This is a genomic window from Streptomyces sp. NPDC015242 (assembly GCF_043079125.1).
Classification (GTDB): Bacteria; Actinomycetota; Actinomycetes; order Streptomycetales; family Streptomycetaceae; genus Streptomyces.
The window spans coordinates 336,260-352,912 of sequence record NZ_JBIBUF010000001.1 but is presented as its reverse complement, the minus strand read 5'-3'; the positions used below and the strand labels follow the sequence as shown (position 1 = coordinate 352,912).

At 73.2% G+C, this 16,653-nt stretch carries 14 protein-coding genes; 5 read left to right on the top strand and 9 right to left on the bottom strand.

Translation table 11 applies throughout. The features are described 5' to 3' along the window. Positions 1 to 4 precede the first annotated feature (4 nt). Positions 5 to 1,483 (bottom strand): glutamate--cysteine ligase, encoded by a 1,479-nt coding sequence (locus ACF07N_RS01660; protein WP_392107021.1) that lies wholly within the window; start codon positions 1,481 to 1,483, stop codon positions 5 to 7. 122 nt (positions 1,484 to 1,605) lie between these two features. Between ACF07N_RS01660 and ACF07N_RS01655 the strand changes: the two genes are divergently transcribed. The 3 genes from ACF07N_RS01655 to ACF07N_RS01645 all read left to right on the top strand — a co-directional run bounded on the left by ACF07N_RS01655 (position 1,606) and on the right by ACF07N_RS01645 (position 4,585). After that, positions 1,606 to 2,781, top strand: a complete 1,176-nt coding sequence (locus ACF07N_RS01655; protein WP_392107018.1) for an MFS transporter — start codon at positions 1,606 to 1,608, stop codon at positions 2,779 to 2,781. Between the two features lie 153 nt (positions 2,782 to 2,934). Next, a complete protein-coding gene (locus ACF07N_RS01650) occupies positions 2,935 to 3,813 on the top strand; it encodes an SDR family oxidoreductase (protein WP_383328928.1) in 879 nt (292 codons plus the stop codon). 43 nt (positions 3,814 to 3,856) lie between these two features. Beyond that, positions 3,857 to 4,585: a maleylpyruvate isomerase family mycothiol-dependent enzyme gene (locus ACF07N_RS01645; protein ID WP_383328925.1), complete on the top strand. Its 729-nt coding sequence runs from the start codon at positions 3,857 to 3,859 to the stop codon at positions 4,583 to 4,585. A 52-nt stretch (positions 4,586 to 4,637) separates the two neighbouring features. Here ACF07N_RS01645 and ACF07N_RS01640 read toward each other — a convergent pair whose 3' ends face one another. After that, complete coding sequence (locus ACF07N_RS01640; RefSeq protein ID WP_392107014.1) at positions 4,638 to 5,033, bottom strand: MarR family winged helix-turn-helix transcriptional regulator; 396 nt, start codon at positions 5,031 to 5,033, stop codon at positions 4,638 to 4,640. Positions 5,034 to 5,119: 86 nt separating this feature from the next. On the opposite strand from ACF07N_RS01640, the gene ACF07N_RS01635 reads away from it, so the two are divergent. Beyond that, complete coding sequence (locus tag ACF07N_RS01635) at positions 5,120 to 6,601, top strand: MFS transporter (protein ID WP_392107011.1); 1,482 nt, start codon at positions 5,120 to 5,122, stop codon at positions 6,599 to 6,601. A gap of 119 nt (positions 6,602 to 6,720) precedes the next feature. Here the strand turns inward: ACF07N_RS01635 and ACF07N_RS01630 are convergent, their stop codons facing one another. The 3 genes from ACF07N_RS01630 to ACF07N_RS01620 all read right to left on the bottom strand — a co-directional run bounded on the left by ACF07N_RS01630 (position 6,721) and on the right by ACF07N_RS01620 (position 10,065). After that, positions 6,721 to 7,386: a response regulator gene (locus tag ACF07N_RS01630; RefSeq protein WP_392107008.1), complete on the bottom strand. Its 666-nt coding sequence runs from the start codon at positions 7,384 to 7,386 to the stop codon at positions 6,721 to 6,723. After that, positions 7,383 to 8,642: a sensor histidine kinase gene (locus ACF07N_RS01625; RefSeq protein WP_392107005.1), complete on the bottom strand. Its 1,260-nt coding sequence runs from the start codon at positions 8,640 to 8,642 to the stop codon at positions 7,383 to 7,385. Before ACF07N_RS01625 ends, ACF07N_RS01630 begins: the two co-directional genes overlap by 4 nt. 181 nt (positions 8,643 to 8,823) lie before the next feature. Next, on the bottom strand, positions 8,824 to 10,065 hold the full coding sequence (locus ACF07N_RS01620; protein ID WP_383328911.1) for a geranylgeranyl reductase family protein: 1,242 nt from the start codon (positions 10,063 to 10,065) through the stop codon (positions 8,824 to 8,826). A 134-nt stretch (positions 10,066 to 10,199) separates the two neighbouring features. On the opposite strand from ACF07N_RS01620, the gene ACF07N_RS01615 reads away from it, so the two are divergent. Continuing rightward, a complete protein-coding gene (locus tag ACF07N_RS01615) occupies positions 10,200 to 11,555 on the top strand; it encodes a dipeptidase (protein WP_392107002.1) in 1,356 nt (451 codons plus the stop codon). A gap of 395 nt (positions 11,556 to 11,950) precedes the next feature. Here ACF07N_RS01615 and ACF07N_RS01610 read toward each other — a convergent pair whose 3' ends face one another. From ACF07N_RS01610 to ACF07N_RS01595, 4 genes are all read right to left on the bottom strand, one after another. Then, on the bottom strand, positions 11,951 to 12,994 hold the full coding sequence (locus ACF07N_RS01610) for an NUDIX domain-containing protein (RefSeq protein ID WP_392106999.1): 1,044 nt from the start codon (positions 12,992 to 12,994) through the stop codon (positions 11,951 to 11,953). Between the two features lie 143 nt (positions 12,995 to 13,137). After that, complete coding sequence (locus tag ACF07N_RS01605; protein WP_392106996.1) at positions 13,138 to 13,347, bottom strand: hypothetical protein; 210 nt, start codon at positions 13,345 to 13,347, stop codon at positions 13,138 to 13,140. Between the two features lie 66 nt (positions 13,348 to 13,413). Further along, a complete protein-coding gene (locus ACF07N_RS01600; protein ID WP_392106993.1) occupies positions 13,414 to 13,650 on the bottom strand; it encodes a hypothetical protein in 237 nt (78 codons plus the stop codon). Positions 13,651 to 14,233: 583 nt separating this feature from the next. Next, positions 14,234 to 16,630, bottom strand: a complete 2,397-nt coding sequence (locus ACF07N_RS01595; RefSeq protein WP_392106990.1) for an ATP-binding cassette domain-containing protein — start codon at positions 16,628 to 16,630, stop codon at positions 14,234 to 14,236. Positions 16,631 to 16,653: the final 23 nt, after the last annotated feature.

Sequence of the window (16,653 nt, the reverse complement as noted above, 5' to 3'; positions counted from 1 at the left end):
TCCGTCAGTCCACGGGCCAGGTGTGCGCCGGGGCGTTCATGTGCATGTAGTCCATGTACGTCCGGGTCATCTGCCGCAGGGCCTCACGCCGGTCGGACAGGCCGGCCTTCTCCAGGTGGTGCACCGTCTCCGCCTGCCACAGCGCGCCGTTGCGGGCGGTGACGCAGCGCTGCTCGATGATGCCCAGCAGCGGTTCGCGCCACTCGGCGTCCATGCCCGCCAGCTCCAGGCCCCGGTGGGCGAGGGGCAGCAGGCGCCGCAACACCAGTTCCGTGACGGGCACTTCGCCCACGCCGGGCCAGTACAGGCGGGCGTCGATGCCGTCGCGGGCGGCGGTGTGCAGGTTCTCCTCGGCGACCGAGAAGGACATCCGCGTCCACACCGGGCGGTCCTCGTCGACCAGGGCGCGGGTCAGGCCGTAGTAGAAGGCGCCGTTGGCGATGATGTCGGCCACCGTGGGGCCGGCGGGCAGGACGCGGTTCTCGATGCGCAGGTGGGGGCCGCTGTCGGTGACCGCGTAGATGGGGCGGTTCCAGCGGTAGATCGTGCCGTTGTGCAGGGTGAGTTCGCCGAGCTGGGGGACGCGGCCGTTGTCGAGCTCGTGCTGCGGGTCCTCGTCCTCGCACAGCGGCAGCAGGGCGGGGAAGTAGCGGACGTTCTCCTCGAACAGGTCGAAGACGCTGGTGATCCAGCGTTCCCCGAACCACACGCGGGGCCGCACCCCTTGGGCCTTGATCTCCTCGGGCCGGGTATCGGTGGCCTGCTCGAAGAGGGGGATGCGGGTCTCGCGCCACAGCTCCTTGCCGAACAGGAAGGGCGAGTTGGCCGCGAGGGCGATCTGCACGCCCGCGATGGCCTGGGCGGCGTTCCAGTACTGCGGGAACTCCTTGGGGGCGACCTGGAGATGGAACTGCGTGCTGGTGCAGGCCGCCTCGGGGGTGATGGTGTCGGCGTACGTCGACAGGCGCTCCACGCCGTCGACCCTGATCCGCAGGTCCTCTCCCCGCGCGGCGAAGATCTGCTCGTTGAGCAGCCGGTAGCGCGGGTCCCCGGAGAGGGCGGCCCCGCTCACGTCCGGCTCCCCCAGGGTCGGCAGGATGCCCACCATGATCAGGTGGGCGCCGACGGCGGAGGCGCGGTCCTCGGCGTGGTTGAGGGCGTCGCGGATCGCCTGCTCCCAGTCGCCGGGCCCGCCGGTGGTCAGCTCCCGGGGCGGGATGTTGATCTCCAGGTTGAAGCGGCCCAGCTCGCTGGACCAGGCCGGGTCGGCGATCGCCCGGAGCACGTCGGTGTTGCGCATCGCCGGGAGCCCGTGGTCGTCGACGAGGTTGAGCTCGATCTCCAGCCCGACCCGGGGGCGCTCGCTCTCGAAGCCGGACTCGCGCAGCATGTGCGCCAGCACTTCCAGGTCGGTGTGCATCTTCTCCCGGTAGCGGCGGCGGTCCTCGCGCGTGAACACCAGGGCCGGCACATCGCGTCCCATCGTGCCCTCCGGAGCTCCCTCGGCGGATGCGTACCGTCCAAGCCTCGCACCTTGTCCCCGGCCCCGCACCCACCTAGCCTGACTTTGTGCCGCAAATAAACAAATCCCGAACGCACAGCGCCGTGCCGGGTGACGGCGACTCCCTCGCCCGGCTCCGCGCCGCCCTGACCGTCTTCTTCGCCCTCGACGGCTTCGTCTTCGCCGGCTGGGTCGTCCGGATCCCCGCCATCAAGGAGCAGACGAACGCCTCCGCCAGCACCCTCGGGCTCGCCCTGCTGGGCGTCTCGGCGGGCGCCGTCGTCACCATGACCCTCACCGGACGGCTGTGCCGCCGCTACGGCAACCACCGGGTCACCGTCGTCTGCGCGGTCCTGCTCTCGCTCAGCGTCGCCCTGCCGCCGCTCGCCCACTCGGCGCTCGCGCTCGGCCTCGTCCTGCTGCTCTTCGGTGCCGCGTACGGCGGGATCAACGTGGCCTTCAACAGCGCCGCCGTCGAGCTGGTGGCCGCCCTGCGCCGGCCGGTCATGCCGAGCTTCCACGCCGCCTTCAGCCTGGGCGGCATGGTCGGCGCGGGCCTGGGCGGCCTGGTCGCCGGCTCTCTCTCCCCCACCCGCCACCTGCTGCTGCTCACGGTCGCCGGGCTGGTCGTGACGGCCGCCGCGGGTCCCGCACTGCTGCGGCACGAACCGCCGGCGCCCCCCGAGCAGGAGCGCCGGCGGGACGCCCCGCGCCGCCTCGACGGCCGCACACGGGGCCTGGTGCTCGTCTTCGGCCTGATCGCCGGTTGCACCGCGTACGGCGAGGGGGCGCTGGCCGACTGGGGCGCCCTGCACCTGGAACAGGACCTGGACGCCTCCGCGGGTGCCGCCGCCGCGGGCTACTCCTGCTTCGCGCTCGCGATGACGGTGGGCCGGCTGACCGGCACGACCCTCCTGGAACGCCTGGGGCGGACGCGGACCGTCGTGGCCGGCGGGGCCACCGCGGCGGCCGGCATGGTCCTCGGCTCCCTCGCGCCCTCCCTGTGGGCGGCCCTGCTCGGCTACGCGGTCACGGGCCTCGGCCTCGCGAACCTCTTCCCGGTGGCCGTGGAACGCGCGGGCGCCCTGGCCGGCCCGAGCGGCGTGGCCACCGCCTCCACCCTCGGCTACGGCGGCATGCTGCTCGGCCCGCCCGCGATCGGGTTCATGGCGGACTGGTTCACCCTGCCGTCCGCGCTGACCAGCGTGGCGCTGCTGGCGGGGATGGCGGCGGTGGTCGGGGCGCTGGCCGGCCCGGCCGCCCGCCGGACCTCGGGATGACGCCGATGCCGCCGATGCCGCCGTCCGGGTGAACGGCGGTCCGGCGCGCGGTCTCCCCGCGCAAACGAGATCGGCACCCTCGTGATCCTGGGTACCCGTGGCCACGCCCGATGCGATCACCGGGCCGGACGTCATGACCCAGGAGGAAGACCCGTGACCGAACAGCAGCACCCCGGCGAGCAGCAGCCCACCCCGGAGTTTCCCTCCCAGGACCAGCCGCACCCGGGCTGGACGGGCCCCATGGACCCGCCCCCGGACCACGGTGAGGAGTCCTACCGCGGCAGCGGCCGGCTGGAGGGCCGCAAGGCCGTGATCACCGGCGGGGACTCCGGCATCGGCCGCGCGGTCGCCCTGGCGTTCGCCCGCGAGGGCGCCGACGTGCTCTTCACCCACCTCGACGACGAGAAGGACGACGCCGCCGAGACCGTCCGGCTGGTCGAGGACGCCGGCCGGCGTGCGGTGCCCGTCTCCTGCGACATCCGCGAGGAGGACAACTGCCGTGCGCTGATCGAGCGCGCCGTGGACGAGTTCGGCCGGATCGACGTCCTGGTGAACAACGCGGCGTACCAGATGTCGCAGCCCGACGGCATCGAGGCGATCACCACCGAGCAGTTCGACCGCGTGATGCGCACGAACCTGTACGGCATGTTCTGGCTGTGCAAGCTCGCCCTGCCGCACATCCCGGAGGGCGGCAGCATCATCAACTCCACGTCCGTGCAGGCCTACAAGCCCAGCCCGCACCTGCTGGACTACGCGACGACGAAGGGCGCGATCGTCACGTTCACCCAGGGCCTAGCGCAGATGGTGATCGACCGGGGCGTACGCGTCAACGCCGTGGCCCCGGGCCCGGTGTGGACGCCGCTGATCCCGGCGACGATGCCGGACACGCAGGAGTTCGGCAAGCAGGCGCCGATCGGACGGCCCGCGCAGCCGGCCGAGATGGCCCCGGCGTACGTCTTCCTGGCCTCGCAGGAGGCGTCGTACATCACCGCCGAGATCGTCAACGCCACGGGCGGCACCCCGCTGCCGTAAATCCGGGGGCGTGCCGCCCGCCGCGTACGGCAGACTCGGCGCCATGGAGACCGCCGAATTCCTGCGCGCGCTGGAGACCGAGGGCAGGCTGCTGGCCGAGGCCGCCGAGAAGGCCGGTACGGACGCCGAGGTGCCGACCTGCCCGGGGTGGCACGTGCGCGATCTGCTGCGGCACACGGGGGCGGTGCACCGCTGGGCCGCTTCGTATGTCACGGAGCGGCACACCGGGCGCCGCCCCCTGACCGAACCCTCCGATCTCGACGGGGCGGAGCTGGTGGCCTGGTACCGCGACAGCCACCGCCGCCTCGTCGGCGCTCTGGCCGCCGCCCCGCCCGGCCTGCAGTGCTGGGCCTTCCTGCCCGCGCCGTCCCCGCTGGCCTTCTGGACCCGCCGCCAGGCGCACGAGACGGCCGTGCACCGCTTCGACGCGGAGTCGGCACGCGGTGGCGAACCGACGGCGGTGACACCGGAGTTCGCGACCGACGGCATCGACGAGCTGCTGCGCGGCTTCCACGCCCGTGAGCGCAGCCGGGTGCGCACCCCCGGGCCGCGCGTGCTGCGCGTGCGCGCGGACGACACCGGCGCGGTGTGGACCGTACGGCTGTCCCCGGAGCCGCCCGTCACCGAGCGGGGCGCGTCCGGGGAGGCCGAGTGCGAACTGTCGGGCCCCGCCGGGCAGTTGTATCTGGCCTTGTGGAACCGGGCTCCCCTGCCGTCGGTCAGGGGCGACCGGGCGCTGGCCGAGCTGTGGCGGGAGACGTCGGCGATCTGAGTCCGAGCGTCCCGGCCCGGGGTGCCACCGCCGTCAGGCGCCCCGGCCGGGGTCAGCCGTCGGCCAGCATCCGCGCCAGGACCGCGCGCTGTACCGGCAGGACCTCGCCGTGCAGTGCGCGCCCCTCGGCCGTGAGCAGCACCCGGACGCCCCGCCGGTCCTCGGGGCACACGCAGCGCTCGACGAGCCCTTCCTTCTCCAGCCGGGCGATCAGGCGCGAGAGGGCGCTCTGGCTCAGATGGACCCGTTCGGAGATCTCCTGCACGCGGTAGGCCGCGGCGCCCTTCGCCGCCCGGCCCCGGGCGAGGACGTCGAGCACCTCGAAGTCGCTGGCGCACAGGCCGTGACCGTGCAGCGCGCGGTCCAGCTCGCACTGGGTCCGCGCGTGCAGCGCCAGGATGCCGCGCCACCGTTCTGCGAGCGCCTGTTCGGCCTGCTCCGCCGCCATGCGCGGCACCGTAACAGAGAACCGGGATTGTTGCACCTGAATTAAATGCACTTGCATTTCATGCACGCGCATGTAGCGTGTCGGGCATGACCTCTCCGCTCACCACCCCGACGTCCGGCGTGCGTTGGACTCCCCGCCTGTGGGGCACCCTGCTGGTGCTCTGCGCCGCGATGTTCCTGGACGCCCTGGACGTGTCGATGGTCGGCGTCGCGCTGCCGTCCATCGGCGCGGACCTGGGCCTGTCGACCTCCTCGCTGCAGTGGATCGTCAGCGGCTACATCCTCGGCTACGGTGGCCTGCTGCTCCTCGGCGGACGCACCGCCGATCTGCTGGGCCGGCGCCAGGTCTTCCTGGTGGCCCTGGGCGTCTTCGCGCTGGCCTCGCTGCTCGGCGGTCTCGTCGACTCCGGCCCGCTGCTCATCGCCAGCCGCTTCATCAAGGGCCTGAGCGCGGCCTTCACGGCCCCCGCCGGCCTGTCGATCATCACCACGACGTTCCCCGAGGGCCCGTTGCGCAACCGTGCGCTGGCCATCTACACCACCTGCGCGGCCACCGGCTTCTCCATGGGCCTGGTGCTGTCCGGACTGCTCACCGAGGCCAGTTGGCGCCTCACCATGCTGCTGCCCGCGCCCATCGCCCTGATCGCGCTCCTCGCCGGCTGGAAGCTGCTGCCGCGCAGCGAACGGGAGAAGGACCACAACGGCTACGACATCCCCGGCGCCGTCCTCGGCACCGCGTCCATGCTGCTGCTGGTCTTCACCGTCGTCCAGGCACCGGAGACCGGCTGGGCGTCGGCCCGCACGCTGCTGTCCTTCCTCGCCGTGGCCGTGCTGCTGACCGTGTTCGTCCTGGTCGAGCGGCGCTCGCCGGGACCGCTGATCCGGCTCGGCGTGCTGCGCTCCGGCAGCCAGGTCCGCGCCCAGCTCGGCGCCATGACCTTCTTCGGCTCCTACGTCGGCTTCCAGTTCCTCGCCACGCTCTACATGCAGTCCCTGCTCGGCTGGTCGGCGCTGCACACCGCGCTCGCCTTCCTGCCGGCGGGCGCGCTGGTGGCGGCGTCCTCGACGAAGGTCGGCGCGATCGTGGACCGCTTCGGCACCCAGCGCCTGATCGCGGTCGGCTTCGCACTCATGGTCCTCGGTTACGCGCTGTTCCTGCGCGTCGACCTGGACCCGGTGTACGCCGCGGTGATCCTGCCGAGCATGCTGCTGATCGGCGCGGCCTGCGCCCTGGTCTTCCCCTCGCTCAACATCCAGGCCACCAACGGCGTCGACGACCACGAGCAGGGCATGGTCTCCGGGCTGCTCAACACCTCGGTGCAGGTGGGCGGCGCGATCTTCCTGGCCGTCGTGACGGCGGTGGTGACGGCCAACTCCCCCGAGGGCGAAGGCGCCTCCCCGCAGGCCGTCCTCGACAGTTACCGGCCCGGCCTGGTGGTCGTCACGCTCATCGCCCTCGCCGGCCTGCTGGTCACCCTCACCGGCCTGCGGACCCGCCGGAAGCGGCCGTCCGTCGTGGTCGCCGTGTCCACCCCGAAGGAGGCGGAGCGCGTCGCCGTGCGCGACTAGCGCGACCAGGGGGACCGCCTCGTCCCGTGTGCCCGGCGGGCTGCCTTGCCCGCCGGGCACACGCCGTGGCCGCGGCGGCCGTCCCGTGGCTGTGACCGGGCCCGCGTCCGGGCGGCGGATCAGCCCAGCCAGCCCGGCCGCACGAGCCCCGACTCGTAGGCGAGCACGACGAGTTGGGCGCGGTCGCGGGCGCCGAGCTTCACCATCGTGCGGCTGACGTGGGTCTTGGCGGTGAGCGGGCTGACGACGAGGCGGCGGGCGATCTCCTCGTTGGACAGGCCGATCCCGACCAGGGCCATCACCTCGCGCTCCCGCTCGGTGAGCCGGCTCAGGGCCCCGGCCGCCGCGGGTTCCTTGGAACGGGCCGCGAACTCGGCGATCAGGCGGCGCGTCACCCCCGGCGAGAGCAGGGCGTCGCCCGCGACCACCGCCCGCACCGCCCGCAGGAGTTCGTCCGGCTCGGTGTCCTTGACCAGGAACCCCGAGGCGCCCGAACGGATCGCCTCGAAGACGTACTCGTCGAGCTCGAAGGTGGTGAGCATGACCACCTTCACGTCCCGCAGGACCGGGTCCTGCGTCACCCGACGGGTCGCGGCCAGGCCGTCGAGCGCGGGCATCCGGATGTCCATGAGGACGACGTCCGGCCGCAGTTCACGGATCCCCCGCACGGCCTCCTCGCCGTCGGCCGCCTCCGCGGCCACCTCGATGTCGGGCTGCGCGTCGAGCAGCGCCCGGAACCCGGCCCGGACCAATGACTGGTCGTCGGCGAGCAGTACGCGGATCACGGTGGACCTCCTGACGTCGTCCGGGATGCGGCCCGGCGGTCCGCGTGAGGGCTGAGCGGCAGGACGGCACGCACCCGGAAGCCGCCGTCCGGGCGGGGCCCGGCCTCGATGGTGCCCCCCAGTGCGGCCGCCCGCTCCCGCATGCCGACCAGCCCGTTGCCGCTGCCGCCCGCCTCGGCGCCGGTCGGGGGCCCGTCGTCGTCCACCCGCAGGCGCAGCACCTCCGCGTCGTGCGCGAGGTGCACGCGCGCGTGCCGCGAACCCGAGTGCCGGACGACGTTCGTCAGGGCCTCCTGGACGATCCGGAAGGCGGCCAGGTCGGTGCCGGGCGGGAGGTGCGGCGGCTCCCCCACGACCCGGACGGTCAGCCCCGCGCCCGCCGCCTGCTCCACCAGTTCGGGCAGCCGGTCGAGGCCGGGCGCCGGAGCGCGCGGCGCGGCACCGGGCGCGCGCAGCGTGTCGAGCACCTGGCGGACCTCGCCGAGCGCCTCCTTGCTCTTGTCCTTGATGGTGGTGAGCGCCGTACGGGCCTGCTCGGGGTCGGTGTCCAGGAGCGCGAGACCGACGCCCGCCTGCACGTTGATGACGGAGATGCTGTGCGCCAGTACGTCGTGCAGTTCCCGGGCGATCCGCAGCCGCTCCTCGTCGGCCCGCCGCCGCGCGGCCTCGGCACGCTGGGCCCGCTCGCGCGCCCACTGCTCCCGCCGCACCCGGAACAGCTCCGCCACGGCCGTGACCGCCACGACCCAGGTCGCGACCACGGCCTCCGCACCCCAGGAGGCGGCGGCGTCCCCCGGCGGCGGCAGCCATCGGAAGAGCCAGTGCGCCACCAGCACGTGCCCGGCCCACAGCGTCCCCATCGCCGCCCAGGCCGCCCGGCGGTGCCCGGCGACGATGGCGCTGAAGCACGCGACGGCGACGGTCAGGAGCACCGGCCCGTACGGATACCCGGCCCCCAGATACACCATGACGGCACCGGCCGTGCCGAACACCACGGCCACGGGATGCCGCTTCCGCCACAGCAGCAGACCCGCTGCCACCAGCAGCAGCACGCGCGCGAAGGGATCCAGGGCCGCCCGCTCGCCCTCCTGTCCGTGCGCCGCGAAGTTCGAGCCGGCCTGCACGAAGACCGTGAGGAAGGCGGTGGACCGCCAGGGCCACCGGGGCGCACGCTCCCCGTCGGCCCACCGGTCCCACCAGGGAGGACCGTGCCGCCACCACTGCGGCGGACCGCCCCGCGCACGCTGCTCGTCCATACCGGCCACGCTAGACGCCGTCACCCCGGGGCGGCGTCACCCGCGCGTGGTGGTGACGCGTACTCCCCGGGAAGTACGGGCCGGTAGGGAAAGCGGAGGTCGGGTCTACTTCAGCGCCGTCGGCCTCGGCTCCCCCGGGTCGAGCCGCGCCGTGTCGCCCCGGACCACCCCGTCCTCGGGATCACTCCGGCGCGCCGGCCTCGCCGCCCGCCGCCGGGCGGCGGTCCATCGCGGTCAGGGCCCGCTGGGCCAGCGGATGCGTGCGGACGATCTCGCCCAGCGTCGTCGAACCCTGGGTGATCTCCTTGAACGCCTTCCAGGCCGGGCGGAATCCGGTCAGGACCGCGTGGAACAGCCCGGGGCGGCGCTCGAACACCGTCAGCAGCCGCCTGCCGACGCTCATCTCGACCCCGAGCCCGGCCTTGACCGCGAAGGCGTAGTTCAGGGCCTGCCGGCGCGTGTCCACGGCGTCGTGCGCCTCGGCGATGCGCACCGCCCACTCGCCGGCGAGCCGGCCGGAGCGCAGCGCGAAGGAGATGCCCTCACGGGTCCACGGCTCCAGCAGCCCCGCCGCGTCACCGCACACCAGCACCCGGCCGCGCGACAGCGGCGAATCGTCCGCCCGGCAGCGGGTCAGGTGCCCGGAGGAGATGCTCGGTTCGAAACCGGCGAGGCCGAGCCGCCCGATGAACTCCTCCAGGTACCGCTTGGTCGCGGCTCCCTCACCGCGCGCCGAGATCACCCCGACCGTGAGGGTGTCGCCCTTGGGGAAGACCCAGCCGTAACTGCCGGGCATCGGCCCCCAGTCGATCAGCACCCGCCCCTTCCAGTCCTCGGCGACCGTCTCCGGCACCGGGATCTCCGCCTCCAGGCCGAGATCCACCTGGTCGACCTTGACCCCGACGTGGGCCCCTATGCGGCTGGCGCTGCCGTCCGCCCCGACCACGGCGCGCGCCAGCACGACCTCGCCGCCCTGGAGGACGACCGCGACCGTGCGCCGGTCCGGCACCGCCGAGCCGTGCTGCTCGACCCGCTGGACCGTGACACCCGTACGCAGCTCGGCGCCGGCCTTCTGCGCGTGCTCCACGAGCTGCTGGTCGAACTCGGGGCGGTTGATCAGCCCGAACAGCATCTGCCGGGACCGCCGGGTGCGCGTGAAGCGGCCGTTGTTCGAGAAGGTCACCGCGTGCACGCGGTCCTTCAGGGGCAGCTCGAAGCCGGGCGGCAGCGCGTCGCGCGAGGGGCCGATGATGCCGCCGCCGCACGTCTTGTACCGCGGCAGCTCGGCCTTCTCCAGCAACAGCACGCGTCTTCCGGCGACCGCCGCCGCGTACGCGGCCGATGCGCCCGCGGGTCCCGCGCCCACCACGACGACGTCCCACACCTGCCGCACGTCGTCCGCCGAAGAGTTCTCGCTGCTCACGATGGTCTACTGCTCCCGATCAAGCCGCCCGCTGCTGCTGTCTCCCGCATCCTACGGCCGACCTGGTCACCGACCGCTGTGGGAGGATCTACAGCACTCACCGCTACAACGTCGCACCCACAAGGAGCGTGCCCATGTCGTCGCATCCGGTCGCCGGGACCGTCGCCTCGCTGATGCCCCGGGCGAAGGAGGAGCTCGCCGAGCTGGTGGCCTTCCGGTCGGTCGCGGACTTCGAGCAGTTCCCGAGGAGCGAGAGCGAGGGCGCCGCACGCTGGATCGCGGGCGCGCTCACCGCCGAGGGCTTCCAGGACGTGGCGCTGCTCGACACCCCCGACGGCACGCAGTCCGTCTACGGCTACCTGCCCGGCCCGGCCGGAGCGAAGACCGTGCTGCTCTACGCGCACTACGACGTGCAGCCGCCGCTGGACGAGGCCGGCTGGACGACCCCGCCGTTCGAGCTGACCGAGCGGGACGGCCGCTGGTACGGGCGGGGGGCCGCCGACTGCAAGGGCGGCGTGATCATGCACCTGCTGGCGCTGCGCGCGCTGAAGGCGAACGGCGGCGTGCCGGTGCACGTGAAGGTGATCGCCGAAGGCTCGGAGGAGATGGGCACGGGCGGCCTGGAGCGGTACGCCGAGGAGCACCCGGAGCTGCTGGAGGCGGACACGATCGTCATCGGCGACGCGGGCAACTTCCGGGTCGGCCTGCCGACCGTCACCTCCACCCTGCGCGGCATGACGCTGGTGCGGGTGAGCGTCGACACGCTCGCCGGCAATCTGCACTCGGGCCAGTTCGGCGGTGCCGCGCCCGACGCGCTGGCCGCGCTGATCCGCGCGCTGGACTCACTGCGCGCCGAGGACGGCTCGACGACCGTCGACGGACTGACCTCGGACGCCTCCTGGGACGGGCTGCAGTACGACGAGGAGCAGTTCCGGCAGGACGCCAAGGTGCTGGACGGCGTGGAGCTGATCGGTTCCGGGACGGTCGCCGACCGCATCTGGGCGCGCCCGGCCGTGACGGTGCTCGGCATCGACTGCCCGCCCGTCGTCGGCGCGACCCCGTCCGTGCAGGCGGGCGCCCGCGCGCTGATCAGCCTGCGGGTGCCGCCGGGCGTGGACGCGGCCGAGGCGACCAAGCTGCTCCAGGCGCACCTGGAGACGCACACGCCGTGGGGCGCGCGCGTGAGCACCGAGCAGATCGGCCAGGGCCAGGCCTTCCGCGCCGACACCGCCAGCCCGGCGTACCAGGCGATGGCGGACGCGATGACCGTGGCCTACCCGGGCCAGGAGATGCAGTACGCGGGTCAGGGCGGCTCCATCCCGCTGTGCAACACGCTCGCCGCCCTCTACCCGCGGGCGGAGATCCTGCTCATCGGGCTGAGCGAGCCGGAGGCGCAGATCCACGCGGTCAACGAGAGCGTGTCGCCCGAGGAGCTGGAGCGGCTGTCGGTGGCGGAGGCGCTGTTCCTGCGCAACTACGCGGCGGGCTGACCGCGCCGCTGCCCTCGGCAGAAGGCCCTCGTCCACGGACGGGGGCCTTCTCCACGGTCGCCCCATGGACGACGTCATCGAGCTGTTGCCTCGTCTGCGCCTGCTGCGCTTCCCCGTCGGGCAGGCCTGTCTCCGGCGTGACGCCGCCTGCGGGCGGCTGGCGGAGCCGGACCCGGGCATGGCGTGCTTCGGCCACGGGGATCCGGTGACGGCACACGCGTCCCGAGCGCTGCGGGACGCGGCCCGGGGACAACCGGGCTGCCAGGGCCTGTCGTTCGCTTCACGCCGCACTCGCGCCGTTTCCCCGGGGATCGCTCAGGCATCACTCCGGCGGCGTTTTCTCTCGCTTCCCCTCAAGGAACCCCCGGGCCGGGTGAAGGCGCGGAACACGGGAGTCAGCCGACCGGGACTCCCGCTTCCAGGTAGAACGCCGCGCCGCGTTCGCGTGCCCGCAGGGCCCAGCGCAGCCGTTCGTAGCGCACGGGGGGCAGCAGTTCGGCGGCCTCGTCCTCGGTGACGAACCGCCATTCGCGCAGTTCCGGCCCGGGCAGCAGCATCGTCGCGGCCTCGGCGGAGTCGAGCCGGCCGCCGTCGAAGAGCAGGCGCAGTCCGCCGAAGCCGGGGGGCACGGGCCGCTCCCAGTCGACGACGAGCAGACCGGGCACCTCGTCGAGGTGGATGCCGGTCTCCTCGGCGACCTCGCGCATCCCGGCGCGGGCGGGCGCCTCACCGGGCTCGACGACCCCACCGGGGAACTCCCAGCCGGCCTTGTAGGTGGGGTCGACGAGCAGCACGCGGTCCTGCTCGTCGAAGAGGAGCACTCCGGCGGCGAGCGTCTCGGCGGTGGGCTCGGGCGTCTGGACGATGTCGCAGACGGGCACGGAGCCGCTGTTCAGGGCCTCGGCGATGCGGACGGCGGCCTGGTATGCGGTGAGCTCGCTGGTGTCGACGGGGTGGGCGTCGGCGGTGAGCCAGGAGCCGAGGGCGGCGCGGTAGGGCTCGATGTGGTCGAAGGACCACTGCCGTACGCGTATCTCGCCGTCGGGCAGCTCGGGCGGTACCTCGCGGCCGGCTATTCGCTCCCGCAGTATCGTTTCGGCCGGGGCGAGCAGGATGTGGCTGACGGCGATGCGGCGCGCGGCCAGTCCGCCGAAGATCTCGTCCCGGTACTCCTGGCGCAGCAGGGTCATGGGGACCACGAGGGTCCCGCCGAGCTCGGCGAGCATCGCGGCGGCCGTGTCGATCACGAGCCGGCGCCAGATCGGCAGGTCCTGGAAGTCGCCGACCTCCGCGAGGTGTTTCGGTGGCAGCAGGTACCGGAGCGCTCCGCCGATGACCTCGGGGTCGAAGAGCGTGCTGTTCGGGATCAGTTCGATCAGTTCCTGTGCGGTCGTGGTCTTCCCCGCACCGAACGCGCCGTTGATCCAGACGACGGTCACAGGTCCCCCTCTTCTGTTGGCCCCCTGAGGCTTGCCCGCTCCACCCTGCCACGGAAACCAGCCGCAGTTGAGGGCGCATGACGACGGCGCCGGCGCCCCCGCGAGAGGGAGCGCCGGCGCCGTGGTCCGGACCGGGCGGCGCGTCAGCCCTTGTCCTTGTCCTTCTCCTGGCTGCCGTCCTCCCGGTCCAGGGACAGGCTGTCGTTGGCGACGACGGTCCCGTCGAGCGTCTTGAGGGTGTCGTCCACGCTGAGGGAGCCGAGGTTCTCCGTGAGGGCGTGGGACGGGGTGACCGCCGCGACGACGAAGCCGGTGGCGAGGGAGGCGATGGCGAGCATGCTGCGCTTCTTCATGCCCCGCACAACGGCCGGACCCACCCCGGGGTCACGCGGGCGCCTCCGGCCGGGCGAGGAACGCGTTCACGCGAGATCGTCCTCGGAGCCGTCGCCCCAGCTGTCCGGGCCGCCGCCGCGCCATTCGATCAGGCCCGACGCCGTCACGTACGCCTCGTCCGCGTCCTCGATCCCCGCGCGCCGCAGGAACTCGGCGACGTCCAGCAGTCCGTAGGCGATGCCGAGGAACTGGTCGTCCACACGGACCCGCCGGCCGCCGTCCGCGGCGGGCGGGTAGACCACGACGGGTTTCACGGACGCCATGGCACCAGCCTGCGCGGGGACGCGGCCGTGCGCCCCCTGGAGGGGTCCGTTCGGCCGACCCGGCCGGACCCGCCAAGACGGGCCACTGCTCGCGAACTCCCCGCTTCCGGGCACGGACGCGGCCCGCGCCGCGAAGGAGCCGGCGGGGTTGCCGTGCGCGGCCGGACCCTGAGCGGCGAGCAGGGCTCGTCCATCCCGGCCGGACGACACAGGCCAGGTGCCCAGACCCTGACCACCGCCTCGCCCGGGCGGGCGGGCCGGACGAGCCAGGCGGCCTTCCGGGCGGGGGGGGCTGACAGGCCGGGGGTAGGCCGGCCAGGCCCGCCGGGCGGGTGGCGGACGGGCTTGCCCTCCGAGCCGGGCCGCGGACCGGGCGGTCCGGGCAGGCCGAGCGCGCGGGCGTACCAGCCCGGTGGGCCGACCGGGCGGGACGGCCGTCGGGCCGGGCGTGCCAGCCGGGCGGGCGACGGGCGGGCGGGACCTCCGAACCGGGCCGCAGACCGGGCGGTCCGGAGCTGCCCGGAGCCGGCCAGGGCCGGCCGGAGCCGGTCGCCGGGTGTGGCACCGGCCCCGGGCGGGTCCGTCAGGCGCCCACGTACGCCGCCAGATGCTCTCCCGTCAGCGTGGAGCGGTCCGCGACCAGGTCCGCCGGTGTGCCCTCGAAGACGATCCGGCCGCCGTCGTGACCGGCCCCGGGCCCGAGGTCGATGATCCAGTCGGCGTGCGCCATCACCGCTTGGTGGTGTTCGATCACGATCACCGACTTTCCGGAGTCGACGAGCCGGTCGAGCAGGCCCAGCAGTTGCTCCACGTCCGCGAGGTGGAGGCCGGTGGTCGGCTCGTCGAGGACGTAGACGCCGCCCTTGTCGGCCATGTGCGTGGCCAGCTTCAGCCGCTGCCGCTCGCCGCCGGAGAGCGTGGTGAGCGGCTGGCCGAGGGTGAGGTAGCCCAGCCCGACGTCGGCGAGCCGCTCCAGGATCCGGTGCGCCGCCAGAGTACGGGCCTCCCCGGCGCCGAAGAACTCCTCCGCCTCGGCCACCGGCATCGCGAGCACCTCGCTGATGTCCCGGCCGCCGAGACGGTACTCCAGCACCGAGGCCTGGAACCGCTTGCCCTCGCAGTCCTCGCAAGGGGTGTCGACGCCGGCCATCATGCCGAGGTCGACGTAGATGACACCGGCGCCGTTGCAGGTGGGGCAGGCACCCTCGGAGTTCGCGCTGAACAGGGCCGGCTTCACGCCGTTGGCCTTGGCGAACGCCTTGCGGATCGGGTCGGCGAGCCCGGTGTACGTCGCCGGGTTGCTGCGGCGCGAGCCCTTGATCGGGCTCTGGTCCACCGAGACCACGCCCGCGTCCGACGGGATCGAGCCGTGCAGCAGCGAGCTCTTGCCGGAGCCGGCCACGCCGGTCACCACGGTGAGCACCCCGAGGGGGATGTCGACGTCGACGTCGCGCAGGTTGTTGGCCGAGGCGCCCCGGATCTCCAGCGCGCCGGTGGGCTCGCGGACCGTCTCCTTGAGCCTCGCCCGGTCGTCGAGGTGCCGGCCGGTGACGGTGCCGGCCGCCCGCAGCCCCTCGACCGTGCCCTCGAAGCAGACCGTGCCGCCGGCCGTCCCGGCGCCGGGGCCCAGGTCGACGACGTGGTCTGCGATCGCGATCGTCTCCGGCTTGTGCTCCACGACGAGGACCGTGTTGCCCTTGTCCCGCAGCCGCAGCAGCAGGTCGTTCATCCGCTGGATGTCGTGCGGGTGCAGGCCGATGGTGGGCTCGTCGAAGACGTAGGTGACGTCCGTGAGGGAGGAGCCGAGGTGGCGGATCATCTTCACGCGCTGCGCCTCGCCACCGGAGAGCGTGCCCGCCGGGCGGTCGAGCGAGAGGTAGCCGAGGCCGATCTCCACGAAGGAGTCGAGGGTGCCCTGCAGCGCGGTCAGCAGCGGCGTCACCGACGGCTCGTCCAGGCTGCGCACCCACTCGGCCAGGTCCCTGATCTCCATGGCGCAGGCGTCGGCGATGCTGACCTCGCCGATCCGGGACGAGCGGGCCGCCTCGGTCAGCCGGGTGCCGTCGCACTCGGGGCACGTGGTGAAGGTGACCGCCCGCTCCACGAACGCCCGGATGTGCGGCTGCATCGCCTCCTTGTCCTTGGACAGGAACGACTTCTGGATCTTCGGGATCAGGCCCTCGTAGGTGAGGTTGACGCCGTTGACCTTGACCTTGGTCGGTTCGCCGTAGAGGAAGTCCCGCATCTCCTTCTTGGTGAACCGGCGGATCGGCTTGTTCGGGTCGAGGAAGCCGGACTGGGCGTACAGGCCGACGGTCCAGACGTTGTCGGACTTCCAGCCGGGGATGGTGAACGCGCCCTCGGCGATCGACTTGGAGTCGTCGTAGAGCTGGGTGAGGTCGATGTCGGAGACCTTGCCGCGGCCCTCGCAGCGGGTGCACATGCCGCCGGTGCGGGAGAAGGTCGCCTTGACCGTCTTGGTCTTCTCGGCTCCGCGGTCGACCCGGATGCCGCCGGACGCGCTGACGGAAGCGGTGTTGAAGGAGTACGCGCTGGGCGGGCCGATGTGCGGCTCGGCGAGGCGGCTGAAGAGGATGCGCAGCATGGCGTTGGCGTCGGTGGCGGTGCCGACCGTGGAGCGGGGGTCGCCGCCCATGCGCTGCTGGTCGACGGCGATCGCCGTGGTGAGGCCGTCGAGCACGTCGACCTCGGGCCGGGCCCGGTTGGGCATGAAGCCCTGGAGGAAGGCGCTGTAGGTCTCGTTGATCAGGCGCTGCGACTCCGCCGCGATCGTGTCGGACACCAGTGAGCTCTTGCCCGAGCCGGAGACACCGGTGAAGACGGTGAGCCGGCGCTTCGGGATCTCGATGCTGACGTCCTTGAGGTTGTTCTCGCGCGCGCCGTGCACGCGGATCACGTCATGGCTGTCGGCGAGGTGGGGCCCGGGCGACCGTCTGTCCGTCGTCGTGGCCTTGCTCATGGTGGCTCCATCTGTCGGGCGGG

What these genes read in the sequence shown, in the direction of transcription:
- ACF07N_RS01660 (WP_392107021.1), bottom strand. Translation starts at nt 1,483, where the DNA reads ATGGGACGCGATGTGCCGGCCCTGGTGTTCACGCGCGAGGACCGCCGC.
- ACF07N_RS01605 (WP_392106996.1), bottom strand. Translation starts at nt 13,347, where the DNA reads ATGAAGAAGCGCAGCATGCTCGCCATCGCCTCCCTCGCCACCGGCTTC.
- ACF07N_RS01635 (WP_392107011.1), top strand. Translation starts at nt 5,120, where the DNA reads ATGACCTCTCCGCTCACCACCCCGACGTCCGGCGTGCGTTGGACTCCC.
- ACF07N_RS01615 (WP_392107002.1), top strand. Translation starts at nt 10,200, where the DNA reads ATGTCGTCGCATCCGGTCGCCGGGACCGTCGCCTCGCTGATGCCCCGG.
- ACF07N_RS01645 (WP_383328925.1), top strand. Translation starts at nt 3,857, where the DNA reads ATGGAGACCGCCGAATTCCTGCGCGCGCTGGAGACCGAGGGCAGGCTG.
- ACF07N_RS01595 (WP_392106990.1), bottom strand. Translation starts at nt 16,630, where the DNA reads ATGAGCAAGGCCACGACGACGGACAGACGGTCGCCCGGGCCCCACCTC.
- ACF07N_RS01600 (WP_392106993.1), bottom strand. Translation starts at nt 13,650, where the DNA reads ATGGCGTCCGTGAAACCCGTCGTGGTCTACCCGCCCGCCGCGGACGGC.
- ACF07N_RS01625 (WP_392107005.1), bottom strand. Translation starts at nt 8,642, where the DNA reads ATGGACGAGCAGCGTGCGCGGGGCGGTCCGCCGCAGTGGTGGCGGCAC.
- ACF07N_RS01640 (WP_392107014.1), bottom strand. Translation starts at nt 5,033, where the DNA reads ATGGCGGCGGAGCAGGCCGAACAGGCGCTCGCAGAACGGTGGCGCGGC.